Raw genomic sequence first — 14,386 nt, forward strand, 5'->3', positions numbered from 1 at the left:
TAGAACAGAGCAACCGCGCAGCAGCAATGCATTCACCACCGCAAATCAGAGACTTAAGACAGAAACTCCCCTACAACTGGTCCGCCCGCTTGGCTTTAGAACAAAGTAGCCAAACCCCAGGTGCGGGCGGATAGAAATTCGCGCAATGTTAAAGAAAATGCCAAATCGATACAAGGCGAAACCCGTAGTGAACGTCGGCAATTCCGCCGCAAACTGGTGACATTTCGTCCACTTCCACTCAACACAAATCAGCGCAGGGACTCCGGCAGACAAAAAAAAGCCCGGCAGTTGCCGGGCAAGAAAAACTGAAAATTCTGCTTAACGCTTGGAGAACTGCGGCTTCTTACGCGCTTTGCGCAGACCGACTTTCTTCCGCTCAACGGCACGCGCATCGCGAGTTACGTAGCCAGCTGCACGCAGCGGCTGACGCAGGGACTCGTCGTATTGCATCAGAGCGCGGGTCAAGCCGTGACGGATAGCACCCGCCTGGCCGAAGGAACCGCCACCCTTCACAGTGACGTTGATGTCGAATTTTTCGACCATGTCGACCATTTCCAGCGGCTGACGCACGATCATGCGAGCCACTTCACGACCGAAGTATTCGTCCAGAGTGCGACCGTTAACGCTGATTTTGCCCTCTCCCTGCTGGATGAATACACGAGCAGTGGAGGTCTTGCGGCGGCCGGTTCCGTAATATTGAGTAGTTGCCATGAGAATGCTTCCGTTTAGATCGACAGTTCAATCGGCTGCTGGGCCGCGTGAGGATGTTCGCTACCTTTGTACACCTTCAACTTCTTGAACATGGCGCGACCCAGAGGGCCTTTCGGGAGCATGCCTTTAACAGCACTCTGGATAGTGCGCTCAGGCGCCTTGTCGATCAGCTTCTCAAAGCTGATGGATTTCAGACCACCGGGGTAACCGGAGTGGCTGTGGTAGATTTTGGCTTTAGCCTTATTGCCGGTCACGCGAACCTTCTCGGCATTGATCACAACGATGTAATCACCGGTGTCCACGTGGGGCGTATATTCAGGCTTGTGCTTGCCGCGCAGGCGGTGAGCAATCTCGGCGGAAATACGGCCGAGAGTCTTGTCCGCAGCGTCAACAATGTACCAGTCGCGAGTTACCGCTTCCGGCTTGGCACTGTAAGTCTTCATGTTATAAAACACCTGTATATGGCCTCCGAAATGGGGGCCGTCCCACGAAAAGAGCGCGAATACTACATAAGCACCCCAGGCTTTTCAAGCGGAAAATTGACCAACATCTGACCAGCTGGCCCCGCCCGCCAGCATCATTCCGGGCGGTGGGGACGCGCCAGGTACTCCGTTGACTGCATCTCCTGCAGGCGGCTGATAGTGCGGGCAAACTCAAAGCGCAGATGGCGCCCCGCGTAGATCGATTCCACAGGCTCTGCCGCCGATATCACCAGCTTGACGCATCGGTCATAAAATTCATCAACCAAATTGATAAACCTCCGAGCCTGACTTTCTGCACGCTCATCCAGACGCGGGACATTCGCCAGAATCACCGTATGGAATTCTCGCGCCAGCTCGATGTAGTCATTCTGCGAGCGCGGGCCATCACACAGCTCGTTAAACTCAAACCAGGCCACGTCATCCGCCAGCTGGGCGGCAACGATGGGGCGCCCCTCAATATCCAGAGCAACCCCTTCCCGCACCTCACACCCCTCAACAATCAGGCTGCGGAAAGAGCGCGCGAGACTCGCATCCGCTTCCGCATCCAGAGGACAATGATAGAGCTCCGCCATCTCCAGAGCCCGCAATCGGTAGTCCACACCATTGTCCACATTGATGACTTTGGTATGGGTCAGCAACAGATCAATGGCCGGCAGGAAGCGCGCCCGCTGCAAACCGTCTCTGTACAGGCCCTCAGGCACGATATTGGACGTCGCCACCAAGGTGACCCCGCGCTCAAACAGGGCCCCCAGCAGATTGGCCAGAATCATCGCATCGGTAATATCGGAAACGAAGAATTCGTCAAAGCACAACACGCGCGCCCGCTCAGCAATGCGGTCCGCGACTTTTTCCAGGGGGTTCTTCTCTCCCGCAAGTACTTTCAGTTGACGGTGCACATCGCGCATAAAGCGATGAAAGTGAGTGCGCAGCTTGCGCTCAAAGGGAAGCGCCTCGAAAAAGGCATCCATCAGATAGGTTTTGCCACGCCCCACGCCACCCCAGAAGTACAACCCCATTTCCGGCGCGCGCCCCTTCTGCCGGGTCCGACGCAGACCCCGCAACCAGCCACGCCGTCCAGGCTCGGCCAACAGCCGCTCGTACAAATCCTGCAGCTCGGCCACAGCCGCCTGCTGGGCAGGATCGACAACAAAATCCGGACGCTGCAAATCGCGCTCATAGCGCTGCAGGGGGGAAAGACGGGAAGATGCCGACTGGCGCTGTTCCATGACCATCAATTCAGGACCATTCTATATATAGAGAGCTGTGCTCTGGCGACCGGCACTGCCGCTGATAGCCAGTTGGCGCGCACTTTACCAAATCCGCCACAACTTGACACAAACCACAGCGCAACGCCCCGGCCGTATTGGCGTATAATAAGGGCTTCGTCACGGATGGCCGGCGCCATATTTCATTTGAGGAGAAAGTTACGTGCACTCAACTTCGGTTTTGATTCTGGTCGGTGTTATCGGCCTTGCCCTGGGAGCCATTCTGGCCTTTGTAGCCACTCGCAGCCGCCAGAACAGCGACCGCAGCCAGGAGCTTGAACTGCGCCTGAGGGAAGCCAATGCGCAACTGGAAGACTTCCAGCTGCAGGTAAACGAGCACTTCGACCAAACTTCTCAACTGGTTCACAACCTGACCCAGAGCTATAAAGAGGTTCACGAATATCTCGCCAACAGCGCGATGCGCCTTTCCAGCCAGGATATCGGGCGGCAGATGCTGGAAGCCGGGAGTGGCAACCTCAATGAAAGCGCCGAAAACCTCAGCGTACTCCCCCCCAGAGACTGGGCCCCTAAAGAACCGGGCGCAAAAGGTACCCTGTCGGAGGATTTCGGACTGGAAAAAGAAATCCAGGCAGCAGCTCCTGCCCCGGCCGAAGCCGCTAATCGCTGACACGCCAACGGCCACTCACAAGCGTACGGACACAAAAAAGGCGGGGATCTCCCCGCCTTTTTTTGTGTCCGAGACTCCGCCTTACAGGCTCTGATAGTAATCCATCAGAATCTGGGCCACTTCCGGGCGAGAGAATTCCGGGGGCGGCGCAACGCCGTTACCCAGCATCTCGCGCACCTTGGTGCCGGAAAGCAGGATAAAGTCTTCTTTACTGTGATCCGGCACGTCCCGCATCATCACCACCCGATTCAGCTTTTTCGAGTAAGCAGTGTGGTCAGCACGGAAAATCTCGATCTCCAGCGCCCCTTCCGGAACCTTTTCGTCGAAGATAGTCTGCGCATCAAAGGCGCCATAGTAGTCACCCACACCCGCGTGGTCGCGACCGACAATCAGGTGGCTACAGCCACAGTTTTGACGGAACACCGCGTGCAGCACGGCTTCACGGGGACCAGCGTACAGCATGTCAAACCCGTAACCAGTCACCATCACGGTGTTTTTCGGGAAGTACTCTTCCACCATTTTGCGGATAGCCGCATCGCGGACATTGGCAGGGATATCACCCGGCTTTAGCTTACCCAGCAACATGTGGATCAGGACGCCGTCGGCCTCTACCGCTTCCAGTGCCATTTTGCACAGTTCTTCGTGAGCACGATGCATCGGGTTGCGAGTCTGGAAAGCAACAACCTTGCTCCAGCCATGCTCCGCGAATTCATTGCGGATTTCCACCGCTGTGCGGAAAGTCTCCGGGAAGTCGGTCTGGAAGTAGCTGTAATTCAGCACCTCAATGGAACCGGAAATAAGCTGGCGGCCGGCCGCGTTAAAGGTGGCCACACCCGGGTGAGCGCCGTCGAGGGTGCCAAATACCAGCTCGGCAATAGTGTTGACCTGCTCGTCGGTCACGGTTTCGATGGCTTCCACGTCCATCACCGCCAATACAGGGTTACCCTCGATGTTCGGGTCGCGCAGCGCAACGCGCTTGGCGCCGGCGATCGCAGAGGCATCCTCTACCATGTTGACGACGGGTACCGGCCAGAACAGGCCGTCGACAGTGTGCATGGACTCCGCCACGCTCAGGGTGTCCGCCAGGTTCATGTAGCCTTTTAGCGGGTTAAAGTACCCGGCACCCAACATGACGGCATTGGCCGCCGCAGCGGAGCTCACAACGATGGACGGCAGGGACTCTGCCTCCTGTACCAGCTGGCGATGGCGCTCACCGTCGGATACGAAACGGGGCTGCAATTCGGCACTGCCGTGTGGACGAACCAGGGACATAGATACTCCTGAGATTATTGGGCAACGTAGCAAAATTTTGAGCAACACATTATACGGATTCCGCGACAGCGACCAAGTAGGCTTTTAACACGGCACCAAAATCGACATCCGGACGGATGGGGATACGAGGACCTATAGACACATAAAACACGTATAATGCCCCGCAAACCAAGGAGCTACTGGTGTCTCTACAACGCTTTCTGCAAGACTGGGCCATTCCGGCCATCATCGGCCTGGCCGTAGCGATCGGGCTGCTACTAATGTTCCCGCATTTACGCGGCCAGAGCGACAAAACGGTCGGTATTCCGGACTTTCATGGTCCAGCTTCCTATGCCCGCGCGGTCAACCTGGCAGCTCCGGCGGTAGTCAATGTGTTCAGTAAGCGGGCCGTCCGACAACACCCGCTGGCAACCCACCCGCTGTTCCGGCATCTGTTCGATAACCTGTCCCAGCTTCAGCGCGAGCGCATGCATTCCAACCTGGGCTCGGGGGTCATTGTCGACAGCGCCGGCTACATACTGACGAATTACCACGTTATATCCGACGCAAATGAAATAGCGGTGCAGCTCCGCGACGGACGCGCAGCACAGGCTGAGCTCATCGGTTCTGAACCCGATTTTGACCTGGCGGTACTCAAGATCGACCTTCCCAACCTGACAGCCATTACCGTGGGAGAGCCGGACAGGGCCCAGGTCGGCGATGTAGTACTGGCGATCGGCAACCCCTTCGGCGTCGGCCAGACAGTAACTCAGGGCATCGTCAGTGCCACCGGTCGCGACGTCAGCAGTGCCGGCATCGGCAGCCTGCTGCAGAACTTCCTTCAGACCGATGCCGCGGTAAATCCGGGCAACTCCGGGGGTGCCCTGGTGGATGCCCAGGGCCAGCTGCTGGGAATCAACACCTCGGTTCTGGACCAGAGCGGCTCCGCCGGCGGCATCAGCTTCGCTATCCCCGCCAACATTGCACTCAAGATCATGCAGGATATTATCGAGTTCGGACGCGTGGTTCCGGGGTGGCTGGGGATAGAAGCTCAGGCGCTATCTCCGCGACTGGCCCGCTCCTTTAATCTGGCATCGACCAACGGTGTAATCATCACCACCGTTTACAATCAGGGCCCCGCCCAGCAGGCAGGATTGAAGCCGGGTGATGTGATTACCCATATCAATTCCGACCCCATCAATGATGGCAAGCATGGAGTCGCCGCTATGGCCGTGCTGAAACCTGGCGACGTTGTCACTATCACCTATGTGCGCAACGGCACCATACAGCAGACCCAGGCGACGGTATCGGAATCACCAAAGTCCGGTAGCAGGCGTTAGCGAAAGCCTGGCCGGACCGGAGATCACAGCCACGGGATAACGAATACAGGCGGGACAGCCGATGCTGGAATCAGGGATAAAACAGATCCCGAACCCCAGATCGGCAGTGCAAGGAAATCTGGCAAAGAGAAATCTCGCCAAGAATAATATTGCACGAGTATACCCGCCGCTGAAACTTGAGCGATTCAGCGCGGGTACTTCAGGTTTACCTCAATCGGAAACCACCCGGTATTCCGCCGAGCGGGCATGGGCATCCAGCCCCTCCCCCCTTGCCAGCGTCGCCGCCACCCGCCCGAGCGTTTCCGCCCCCTGTGGCGAGCAATAAATTATGGAACTGCGCTTCTGGAAATCGTAGACCCCCAGCGGTGACGAAAATCGAGCCGTACCACTGGTGGGCAGCACATGATTTGGACCCGCGCAGTAATCACCAAGCGCTTCGGCGGTATGTCGCCCGAGAAAAATCGCACCCGCGTTACGGATCAGCGGCAGATACTGCTCGGGCTCATCCACAGAAACTTCCAGGTGCTCCGGGGCAACCCGGTTAGACACCTCAATGGCCTGCTGAATATCCCGCACCAGAACCAATGCGCCGCGATCAGCAAGAGAACGACTGGCGATGGCTTCGCGAGGCAATTCTCGCAACTGCTTTTGCAACGAATCTGCGACCGCATCCAGAAATTCAGCGTCCGGACTCAGCAGAATGGACTGCGCCTGCTCATCATGCTCGGCCTGGGACAGCAGGTCCATGGCTATCCAGTCCGGATCGGTTTTACCGTCACAGATCACCAGAATTTCCGATGGGCCAGCAATCATATCGATCGCCACTTGTCCAAACACCGCGCGCTTGGCGGATGCCACAAATATATTGCCTGGACCCACGATCTTGTCGACTCTGGACACCGTTTCCGTACCATAAGCCAGTGCCGCCACAGCCTGGGCGCCACCAATGGTAAACACTTTGTCCACATCGGCGATGGCCGCCGCGGCGAGCACCAGATCGCTGAGATGGTCATCCGGTGACGGCACCACCATCAAAACCTCATCGACACCGGCTACCCGGGCCGGAATAGCATTCATCAACACCGACGAGGGATAGCTGGCTTTACCGCCGGGCACATAGATACCCACCTTTTCCATCGGGGTAATCTGCTGTCCGAGAACGGTACCGTCGCTTTCCCGGTATTGCCAGGACGACTGCAACTGGTGCTTGTGATAATCCCGCACCCGCTGCGCCGCCACCTCCAGAGCTGCACGGCTCGCGGCGGGAATCCGCCCCAGAGCTGCCTGCAGCGCGGGCTTGTCGAGACAAAAACCGGCTGCACTTTGCAGCTGGCGGCGATCAAAGCGATTGGTGTACTCGATGACGGCGGCATCACCCCGCGCCCTCACCGCAGACAAAATTTCCGTCACCGCAGCTTCCACCTGCTGATCGGCAACTGATTCCCACGCCAGCAGCTGATCCAGCTGGCTGGAAAATTCGTCGTTGCCGGCATCCAAGCGGCGAATAGAGAATTCAGTCATAACGGCCTCAACCGGATTTACGCGCTTTTACTGCCGACGCCAGTTGCTCAATTAGCGCATTAATGGGGTCGTACTTCATTTTCATCGACGCCTTGTTCACAATCAGGCGGCTGCTGATATCGGCAATATGCTCGCGCGCCTCCAGACCGTTGGCCCTGAGGGTATTACCGGTATCCACGATATCGACAATCTCATCGGCCAGATCCATCAGCGGCGCCAACTCCATGGCGCCGTAGAGTTTGATGATATCCGCCTGGCGCCCCTGCGCTGCGTAGTAGCGCTTCGCGGACTGCACAAACTTGGTGGCCACCTTGATCCGCCCTTTAGGCAAAGCCGCCCCTTTAATACCGGCGGTCATCAGGCGGCAGCGGGCAATATTCAGGTCCAGGGGCTCGTAGAGATTGGAGTCGTCGTTCTCGAGCAGATTGTCTTTACCCGCAACACCCATATCCGCCGCACCGTGCTGTACGTAGGTGGGCACATCGGAACCGCGCAGAATCAGTAGACGTACATTGTCCTGGTTGGTCGGAAAAATAAGCTTGCGGCTCTGGGCAATATCCTCAAGTGGCTCCAGGCCGGCCGCAGCCAGCAGCGGCAGCGTCTCCTTGAGAATACGCCCCTTGGTCAGGGCTATGGTGATTTGCATAATGATTATGATGATCTGAAAGGCCCGGCACTGACCGGGCGAAAGACCGCCACGCTCTACATACCCCCAAGCATGGCGATGAAAGTCCCTCGGCAACTAACGCGCTAATAACGCACCAAGGCAATTATATCGATTCGGCACTCAGCCGGGAACGCGACGGATATTGGCACCCAGCTGCTGCAGTTTTTCTTCGATACATTCGTAACCACGGTCAATATGGTAAATGCGATCCACGATGGTGGTGCCTTCTGCCACCATGCCAGCAATTACCAGCCCTGCAGAGGCGCGTAGATCCGACGCCATCACCGGTGCGCCCTTGAGTTTTTCCACGCCGGTGACGATGGCGGTATTCCCTTCGAGAACGATATTCGCTCCCATCCGATTCAGCTCGTGTACCTGGATCAGGCGGTTTTCGAAAATGGTTTCCACCACCGTTCCCTTGCCTTCCGCCACCGCATTCATCGTGGTGAACTGGGATTGCATATCCGTGGGGAATGCTGGATAGGGCGCAGTGCGAAAACTGACTGCCTTGGGGCGATTGCCCTTCATATCCAGCTCAATCCAGTCAGCGCCGGCACTGATATAGGCACCGGCCTCTTCGAACTTGGCCAGTACCGCGTCGAGGATATCCGCGCGGGTGTGGGTTAAACGCACCTTGCCTCGAGCCGCAGCGGCAGCCGCCAGGAAAGTGCCGGTCTCAATGCGATCGGGCATCACGGTGAACTCACACGGCAGCAGGCGCGATACGCCGTGCACACGAATGGTATCAGTACCCGCCCCTTCTATCTGGGCCCCCATGGCCATCAGGAATTCGGCCAGGTCGACAATCTCCGGTTCCCGCGCGGCGTTGTGCAATACCGTAGTACCTTCAGCCAGCGCCGCCGCCATCAGCAGGTTTTCGGTGCCGCCGACCGTCACTTTTTCCATCACGATATTGGCGCCCTTGAGGCGACCTTTACTGCGCGCGCGAATAAAGCCTTCGTCAATGGTGATCTCAGCGCCCATGGCCTCCAGCCCTTTCAGGTGGATATCCACCGGGCGGCTGCCGATGGCACAGCCACCGGGAAACGAGACATTGGCCACGCCGTGGCGAGCCAGCAACGGCCCCAGCACCAGGATGGACGCGCGCATGGTCTTCACCAACTCATAGGGTGCGGTGAGCTCGTTCACCGAGCGCGGATCGATTTCCACACCCAGCTTTTCATCAATGGTGATCTCGGTTCCCATGCACCGCAAAAGGGTAATCATGGTCGTGATATCGTTGAGGTGCGGCAGATTGTGAATCTGCACCGGCCCGTCCGCCAGTAATGTGGCGGCCAGAATCGGCAGCGCAGAGTTCTTCGCTCCGGAAATTTTCAAGGTTCCGGAGATGGGGCTGCCCCCTTCGATAATCAGTTTATCCATTCGGTCTGGTTTCCCATTGCGGCGTAAATTCGCTGAGGATCAGCGTTTACTGGCCTGCTTCTTCAGGTGTCAGGGTTTTCATCTGCACCGCGTGCAGGGTGCCATCGGCAATTTTTTCGGACAGTGCGCCATAAACCAGCTGCTGTTTTTTGAGGCGACTGAGACCACTGAAAGCTTCACTGATTACGGTTAGCTGTAGGTGGCTGCCTTCAAAAGCGACCTCTACCTGGCTATCGGGGATTTGGCTCTCAATCAGAGCCTTGATTTGATCTGGTTGCATAGGAGGGATGTACAGTCGGAGTTAAAATAGCGCGCAAGTGTACTGGAATACACAAGGAGGCGCAGCTACACCACCGGCAGCTGCGCCACGTCATCAATCATCGTTCGCATCAACGCGCTTCGTCAGCCACCTTATCCGCGGCCGACCAGCTGGCAATCACCTTGTCGATATCACCACCATTTGCCTGCATGGACTGGGAAAACTGACCGCGGAACGTCTTGCCGAGGTTTACCCCGTTCAGAATCACATTGATCAGTTTCCATTGACCACTTCGATTGCGCACCAGGGTATAAGACACCTTGGTCAGCCCCTCACTGCTGCGCACTTCCTGCAGGACATTGACCCGGTTACCGCTTGGGGCAGAACCGGGATTTACGACTTTCACATCCATGCTGCCAAAAGTGGCAACGCCACGGGCGAAGGTAGCAACCAGGTCGCGGCGAAACGCGCTGGTGAATTTCGCCCGTTGCGCCGGGGTTGCCTGGCTGGCGTAATTCCCCATTACACCACGCGCAATAAAATCGAAATCCACAACAGGCTCCAATACCCGGTCCACCGCGGAGTAATAGCGCTGCGGGTTCGAGTTGAGATGTTGCCCCTCACTGCGAATCACCCCGAGAAGGTCGCCGGAAACGCCTTCGATCAAGGTGTAAGGGTTCTGGGCCGCTGCAACTGCAGGTGCCAGCAAACAGAGCATTATGATGGAAAACAGTGCGCTTACCTTGCGCGCGATTCCGTTAAAGCCGGGTTGGATAACGCCGACCATGGTATTCAAAGTGAGTGCTCTCACAAAATATCTCCCATTGGCTATTGGTCCCTTGGATAGGCACAACGCAAAAAAGTGTCGCGGCAACGCCGAAAAAATTACGCCCGCGGGTCCAAAGAGACCGGAAATCAGCTCAGTTCTACGCCGTGGCTGACAACAGCGGCGGCAAACTATACCATGGCGACGCCTCGGACAAGCGGCACTGGATCACTTTCCCCCAGCCGCACGCCACTTCATCCTCGCGCCTGACGCCCCCTAGCCATTGCTAAAAGGTTAGCACGTCAGACTTATTCCAGACGCCGCCATTTCAGGCGCAGCTACAGAGGCTGCCAAGGGCGCGTTAGGGCAAATGCCGCGGCGGGAAGAGGGAGGCAGACTTCTCTAAAATAAACCAAGTACTAACAAAACATACCCACGCGAGTGAGAGAATGGCAAATGATCTGATCATCCGGGCCGGGCGCCGCACCGTTTCCATGGAAACCGCAGCGGTGGCCGCCCTGGAAGCGCGTATCGACGACAGTTTCCATCGGGCCTGCGAACTGATACTGGCCTGCCAGGGCCGCGTGATTGTTTCCGGCATGGGGAAATCCGGGCATATCGGCCGCAAGATCGCCGCGACCCTCGCAAGCACCGGCACGCCGAGCTTTTTTGTGCACCCGGGCGAGGCCAGTCACGGCGATTTCGGTATGATCACCCGCCAGGATATTGTGATTGCCATCTCCAATTCCGGCGCCTCCAATGAAGTCCTGACCTTGCTGCCACTGCTCAAGCGCCTGGGAATCCCCCTCATCAGCATGACCGGCAAGGCAGACTCCCCGCTGGCGCAGTCCGCCGACGTCAATCTGGATATCGCCGTGGACACCGAGGCCTGCCCTCTCAACCTGGCTCCAACTTCCTCCACCACGGTTACCCTTGTAATGGGCGACGCTCTCGCCGTGGCGCTGCTGGAGGCACGAGGCTTCACCGCCGAGGACTTCGCGTTTTCCCACCCGGGCGGGGCCCTCGGACGCCAGCTATTACTGAAAGTCGAAGACGTGATGCACGCTGGGGAGGAGCTGCCCCAGGTAACCCCGGAAACCCCACTCTCCAAGGCACTGCTGGAAATGACCAGCAAAGGTTTCGGTATGACCACCGTGGTGGACAGTCAGGGGCAGCTGCTGGGGGTATTTACCGATGGTGACCTGCGCCGGGTTATCGACCACAAGGTAGAACTGGATAGCGCCACCATGGAGCAGGTGATGAGCCGTCGTCCGAAAACCGTCAGCGCCCACACCCTCGCTGCCGAGGCGCTGCGAATTATGGAAGACAACAAAATCACCGCACTGGTGGTGGAAGACGCGAAGCACCATCCGGTTGGCTTGCTGCATATGCACGACATACTCCGTGCCGGTGTAATCTGAACGCCTGCACCTGAGATATAAATAGAAGGAACCGCTCTTGACCTCCCACGAAGACATCCAGCGCAAGCTGGCCCGCGTGCGCCACCTGATTCTCGATGTAGACGGCGTCCTCACGGACGGGCGCCTGTATTTCGACAACCACGGCAATGAACTGAAAACATTCCACACTCTGGACGGTCACGGTATCAAGATGTTGCAAAGTTCCGGTGTAGCCGTTGCAATCATCACCGGTCGCCGCAGCTCTCTGGTGGAAAAACGTGCACACGACCTAGGAATAACCCGCCTGATCCAGGGACGCGAAGACAAATACAGCGCGTTTCTGGAACTGTTTAGTAACGAGCCATACGACCTGGAAAACATCGCCTATATGGGTGACGACTATCCTGATCTGCAACTGATGACTCGGGTCGGCTGTCCGATTGCAGTACCTGACGCGGCACCGCCCGTGCTTGAGCGAGCCTTGTTTGTAACCGGGCGCCGCGGTGGCGAGGGTGCAGTAAGGGAAGTCTGCGATCGCATCATGCAGGCCCAGGGCACGTTTAATGCAGCCCTGGCACCCTATCTGGCCAAGTGAGCACCGCGAACAGCCGGCGGAATAACGGAGTTTTGGAACCTAACGGCCAGAGGGCAGACTAAACCGCCGGCTGTGCGGTTTTCCCTCAACCTATCAACTGACACACGGATCGAGCATGCGCACCTGGCTACCACTGGTTATTGTGGTCACCCTGATTTCTCTCTGGCTCTGGTTTACAGAAAGCCCATCCACAGAGCTGCTGGGGAAACGTCCAACCCAGCAGGACCACAACAAGGCCGCGGACCTGATCATCCGTGACGCCCGCACGCGCCACTACAATATCGAAGGCGACCTGGCCTACGAAGTTGACGCCGAACGCATCACCTTTTTCCAGTTTGCCCGCCGGGATCGAGCAGACCTCACCGAACCGCGCATGATGTTCTACCAGGGCGAAGACTCCAAATGGCGTACGGAATCCCAGACCGGGGTCGCCTACGACAACGGCCAGAAAGTGGTACTCTCCGGGAACGTCACAGTGGAAGAGCTGCCTCAACCCGGCATCACCCTGCACACCCCGCGAATCGTGATCAAACCCCGGGAAGAATTCGCCGAGACCGACAAAGTTGTTACCATTACGGATGGTCCCAACCGCACCACCGGCAAGGGACTGCGCGCCGATCTCAAACAAGACAAGGTAGAAATTCTGTCTGATGTGGAAAGCAGCTATGAAACTCATTGATTTGCCTCGCGCATTCGTCTCCCCGACCCTGCTCCGCACTCTTGGCGCCGCGACCCTGTACACAGCCCTGCTGGCAGCGGGTAATGCGCAGGCCCTGCCGAATGATCGCGAACAGCCAGTGAAGGTTTCCGCCGACAAACTGGAAGCCAACCGCAGCAAAAACCTCTCCGTTTACAGCGGCAATGTCGTTATCACCCAGGGCTCACTGCAGATCCGTGCCGACCGCGTAGAGGTGCACGGCAGCGTCAAAGGCGAGATCAACAAGGTTATCGCCACCGGCACGCCGGCACACTTTCAGCAGCAGGTTGAAGAAAGCACCAACCCGGTCAAAGCCCGCGCCAAACGCATCGAATTTCAGGTAACCAATGATGCCCTGCAACTAACCGGCGAGGCCTTCGTGGACCGCGACGGTAACACCCTTTCCGCCGAGCGTATCGATTACGATCTCAACAGCGAACAGATGCAGGCCCAGGGCCAATCAGAGAAGAAGCGCGTGGAAATGATCTGGAAACCGGAAGCCAAGCCGGCAGAGAACAACCAGTAACTCCGCCCCACATCAAGATTGAGAATAACCAGGCAGCGATACTGCCAAGATATCGGATTTGACTATGCCGACGCTCAAAGCGTTACACCTCGCCAAGCAGTACAAAAAGCGCAAAGTTGTACACGATGTATCCGTCAGCGTCTCCAGTGGCCAGGTCGTCGGATTGCTGGGCCCCAACGGGGCTGGAAAAACCACCTGCTTTTACATGATCGCCGGACTGGTGCAGGCGGATGCCGGACAGGTACTGATCGACCACGAAGACATTACCGGACTGTCCATGCACGGCCGCGCCCGCAAGGGAATCGGTTACCTGCCCCAGGAGGCGTCGGTATTCCGCCGCCTGTCGGTACAGGACAACATCCTGTCCATTCTGGAAACCCGCAAGGACCTGGACCGCAATCAGCGCAAGCAGCAGCTGGAAGCCCTGCTGGAAGAATTCCACATCACGCATATCCGCGAGAGCCTGGGCATGGCACTTTCCGGCGGTGAACGCCGACGAGTGGAAATTGCCCGCGCACTGGCCACCAACCCGGCATTTGTATTGCTGGATGAACCCTTTGCCGGGGTGGACCCCATTTCCGTCAACGATATCAAGCAGATCATCCGCCATCTGCGGGATCGCGGAATCGGTGTGCTGATCACCGATCACCATGTGCGCGAGACCCTGGACATCTGTGAAATTGCTTATATCGTCAGCGAGGGCCATATCATCGCCGCAGGAGCCCCCACAGACGTCGCCGAAAACAAACAGGTAAAAGACGTCTATCTGGGACACGACTTCACTATCTGAGCGGATCCGAGTAGTTGCATCCACACTTCCCCGCTCCTATACAGATGTCTGTCACAATTCCGCACAACGACCCCCAACATTCCTCTCTGCTCACCAATTTTTCGG

The 14,386-nt window shown here is 57.4% G+C and carries 16 protein-coding genes; 7 read left to right on the forward strand and 9 right to left on the reverse strand.

All coding sequences use genetic code 11. The features are described from left to right. Positions 1-318: 318 nt before the first annotated feature. The 3 genes from rpsI to zapE form a co-directional block, all read right to left on the reverse strand. Positions 319-711 carry a 30S ribosomal protein S9 gene (rpsI, locus tag PVT68_RS06605; protein WP_078085713.1) on the reverse strand — a complete coding sequence of 131 codons (393 nt, stop codon included), beginning with the start codon at positions 709-711 and terminating at the stop codon, positions 319-321. Between the two features lie 14 nt (positions 712-725). Continuing rightward, positions 726-1,154, reverse strand: a complete 429-nt coding sequence (gene rplM / locus PVT68_RS06610; protein WP_226665811.1) for a 50S ribosomal protein L13 — start codon at positions 1,152-1,154, stop codon at positions 726-728. Positions 1,155-1,288: 134 nt separating this feature from the next. Then, complete coding sequence (gene zapE / locus PVT68_RS06615) at positions 1,289-2,419, reverse strand: cell division protein ZapE (RefSeq protein WP_280321901.1); 1,131 nt, start codon at positions 2,417-2,419, stop codon at positions 1,289-1,291. 202 nt (positions 2,420-2,621) lie between these two features. Between zapE and PVT68_RS06620 the strand changes: the two genes are divergently transcribed. Beyond that, positions 2,622-3,086, forward strand: a complete 465-nt coding sequence (locus PVT68_RS06620; RefSeq protein ID WP_280321902.1) for a YhcB family protein — start codon at positions 2,622-2,624, stop codon at positions 3,084-3,086. An 81-nt stretch (positions 3,087-3,167) separates the two neighbouring features. On the opposite strand, the gene sat is transcribed toward PVT68_RS06620, so the two are convergent. After that, a complete protein-coding gene (sat, locus tag PVT68_RS06625) occupies positions 3,168-4,358 on the reverse strand; it encodes a sulfate adenylyltransferase (protein ID WP_280321903.1) in 1,191 nt (396 codons plus the stop codon). A gap of 182 nt (positions 4,359-4,540) precedes the next feature. Between sat and PVT68_RS06630 the strand changes: the two genes are divergently transcribed. Further along, a complete protein-coding gene (locus PVT68_RS06630; RefSeq protein WP_280321904.1) occupies positions 4,541-5,677 on the forward strand; it encodes a S1C family serine protease in 1,137 nt (378 codons plus the stop codon). A gap of 210 nt (positions 5,678-5,887) precedes the next feature. Here the strand turns inward: PVT68_RS06630 and hisD are convergent, their stop codons facing one another. From hisD to PVT68_RS06655, 5 genes are all read right to left on the reverse strand, one after another. After that, on the reverse strand, positions 5,888-7,198 hold the full coding sequence (gene hisD, locus PVT68_RS06635) for a histidinol dehydrogenase (RefSeq protein ID WP_280321905.1): 1,311 nt from the start codon (positions 7,196-7,198) through the stop codon (positions 5,888-5,890). A 7-nt stretch (positions 7,199-7,205) separates the two neighbouring features. Next, entirely contained in the window at positions 7,206-7,847 is a 642-nt protein-coding gene (hisG, locus tag PVT68_RS06640) for an ATP phosphoribosyltransferase (RefSeq protein WP_280322478.1), read from the reverse strand. A gap of 138 nt (positions 7,848-7,985) precedes the next feature. Continuing rightward, positions 7,986-9,248, reverse strand: a complete 1,263-nt coding sequence (gene murA, locus PVT68_RS06645) for a UDP-N-acetylglucosamine 1-carboxyvinyltransferase (protein WP_280321907.1) — start codon at positions 9,246-9,248, stop codon at positions 7,986-7,988. A 46-nt stretch (positions 9,249-9,294) separates the two neighbouring features. After that, the gene (locus PVT68_RS06650) at positions 9,295-9,528 is read right to left on the reverse strand and encodes a BolA family protein (protein ID WP_280321909.1); all 234 of its coding nucleotides are present in this window, start codon (positions 9,526-9,528) and stop codon (positions 9,295-9,297) included. 109 nt (positions 9,529-9,637) lie between these two features. Beyond that, positions 9,638-10,318, reverse strand: coding sequence for an MlaC/ttg2D family ABC transporter substrate-binding protein (locus tag PVT68_RS06655; protein WP_280321910.1), 681 nt, complete (start codon positions 10,316-10,318; stop codon positions 9,638-9,640). 404 nt (positions 10,319-10,722) lie between these two features. Here PVT68_RS06655 and PVT68_RS06660 point away from each other — a divergent pair, with 404 nt between their 5' ends. The 5 genes from PVT68_RS06660 (at position 10,723) to lptB (ending at position 14,281) form a co-directional block, all read left to right on the forward strand. Further along, complete coding sequence (locus tag PVT68_RS06660; protein ID WP_280321911.1) at positions 10,723-11,694, forward strand: KpsF/GutQ family sugar-phosphate isomerase; 972 nt, start codon at positions 10,723-10,725, stop codon at positions 11,692-11,694. A 37-nt stretch (positions 11,695-11,731) separates the two neighbouring features. Continuing rightward, on the forward strand, positions 11,732-12,268 hold the full coding sequence (locus tag PVT68_RS06665; protein WP_280321912.1) for a KdsC family phosphatase: 537 nt from the start codon (positions 11,732-11,734) through the stop codon (positions 12,266-12,268). 115 nt (positions 12,269-12,383) lie between these two features. Continuing rightward, entirely contained in the window at positions 12,384-12,947 is a 564-nt protein-coding gene (gene lptC / locus PVT68_RS06670) for an LPS export ABC transporter periplasmic protein LptC (protein ID WP_280321913.1), read from the forward strand. After that, positions 12,934-13,491: a lipopolysaccharide transport periplasmic protein LptA gene (gene lptA / locus PVT68_RS06675; RefSeq protein WP_280321914.1), complete on the forward strand. Its 558-nt coding sequence runs from the start codon at positions 12,934-12,936 to the stop codon at positions 13,489-13,491. Before lptC ends, lptA begins: the two co-directional genes overlap by 14 nt. A 64-nt stretch (positions 13,492-13,555) precedes the next feature. After that, positions 13,556-14,281 (forward strand): LPS export ABC transporter ATP-binding protein, encoded by a 726-nt coding sequence (gene lptB / locus PVT68_RS06680; RefSeq protein ID WP_280321915.1) that lies wholly within the window; start codon positions 13,556-13,558, stop codon positions 14,279-14,281. Positions 14,282-14,386 lie beyond the last annotated feature (105 nt).

It is taken from the genome of Microbulbifer bruguierae (assembly GCF_029869925.1).
GTDB classification, from domain to species: Bacteria; Pseudomonadota; Gammaproteobacteria; order Pseudomonadales; family Cellvibrionaceae; genus Microbulbifer; species Microbulbifer bruguierae.

Coding starts and splice junctions, on each gene's coding strand:
- rpsI (WP_078085713.1), bottom strand. CDS start 711: ATGGCAACTACTCAATATTACGGAACCGGCCGCCGCAAGACCTCCACT.
- rplM (WP_226665811.1), bottom strand. CDS start 1,154: ATGAAGACTTACAGTGCCAAGCCGGAAGCGGTAACTCGCGACTGGTAC.
- zapE (WP_280321901.1), bottom strand. CDS start 2,419: ATGGAACAGCGCCAGTCGGCATCTTCCCGTCTTTCCCCCCTGCAGCGC.
- sat (WP_280321903.1), bottom strand. CDS start 4,358: ATGTCCCTGGTTCGTCCACACGGCAGTGCCGAATTGCAGCCCCGTTTC.
- hisD (WP_280321905.1), bottom strand. CDS start 7,198: ATGACTGAATTCTCTATTCGCCGCTTGGATGCCGGCAACGACGAATTT.
- murA (WP_280321907.1), bottom strand. CDS start 9,248: ATGGATAAACTGATTATCGAAGGGGGCAGCCCCATCTCCGGAACCTTG.
- PVT68_RS06650 (WP_280321909.1), bottom strand. CDS start 9,528: ATGCAACCAGATCAAATCAAGGCTCTGATTGAGAGCCAAATCCCCGAT.
- PVT68_RS06660 (WP_280321911.1), top strand. CDS start 10,723: ATGGCAAATGATCTGATCATCCGGGCCGGGCGCCGCACCGTTTCCATG.
- lptC (WP_280321913.1), top strand. CDS start 12,384: ATGCGCACCTGGCTACCACTGGTTATTGTGGTCACCCTGATTTCTCTC.
- lptA (WP_280321914.1), top strand. CDS start 12,934: ATGAAACTCATTGATTTGCCTCGCGCATTCGTCTCCCCGACCCTGCTC.
- lptB (WP_280321915.1), top strand. CDS start 13,556: ATGCCGACGCTCAAAGCGTTACACCTCGCCAAGCAGTACAAAAAGCGC.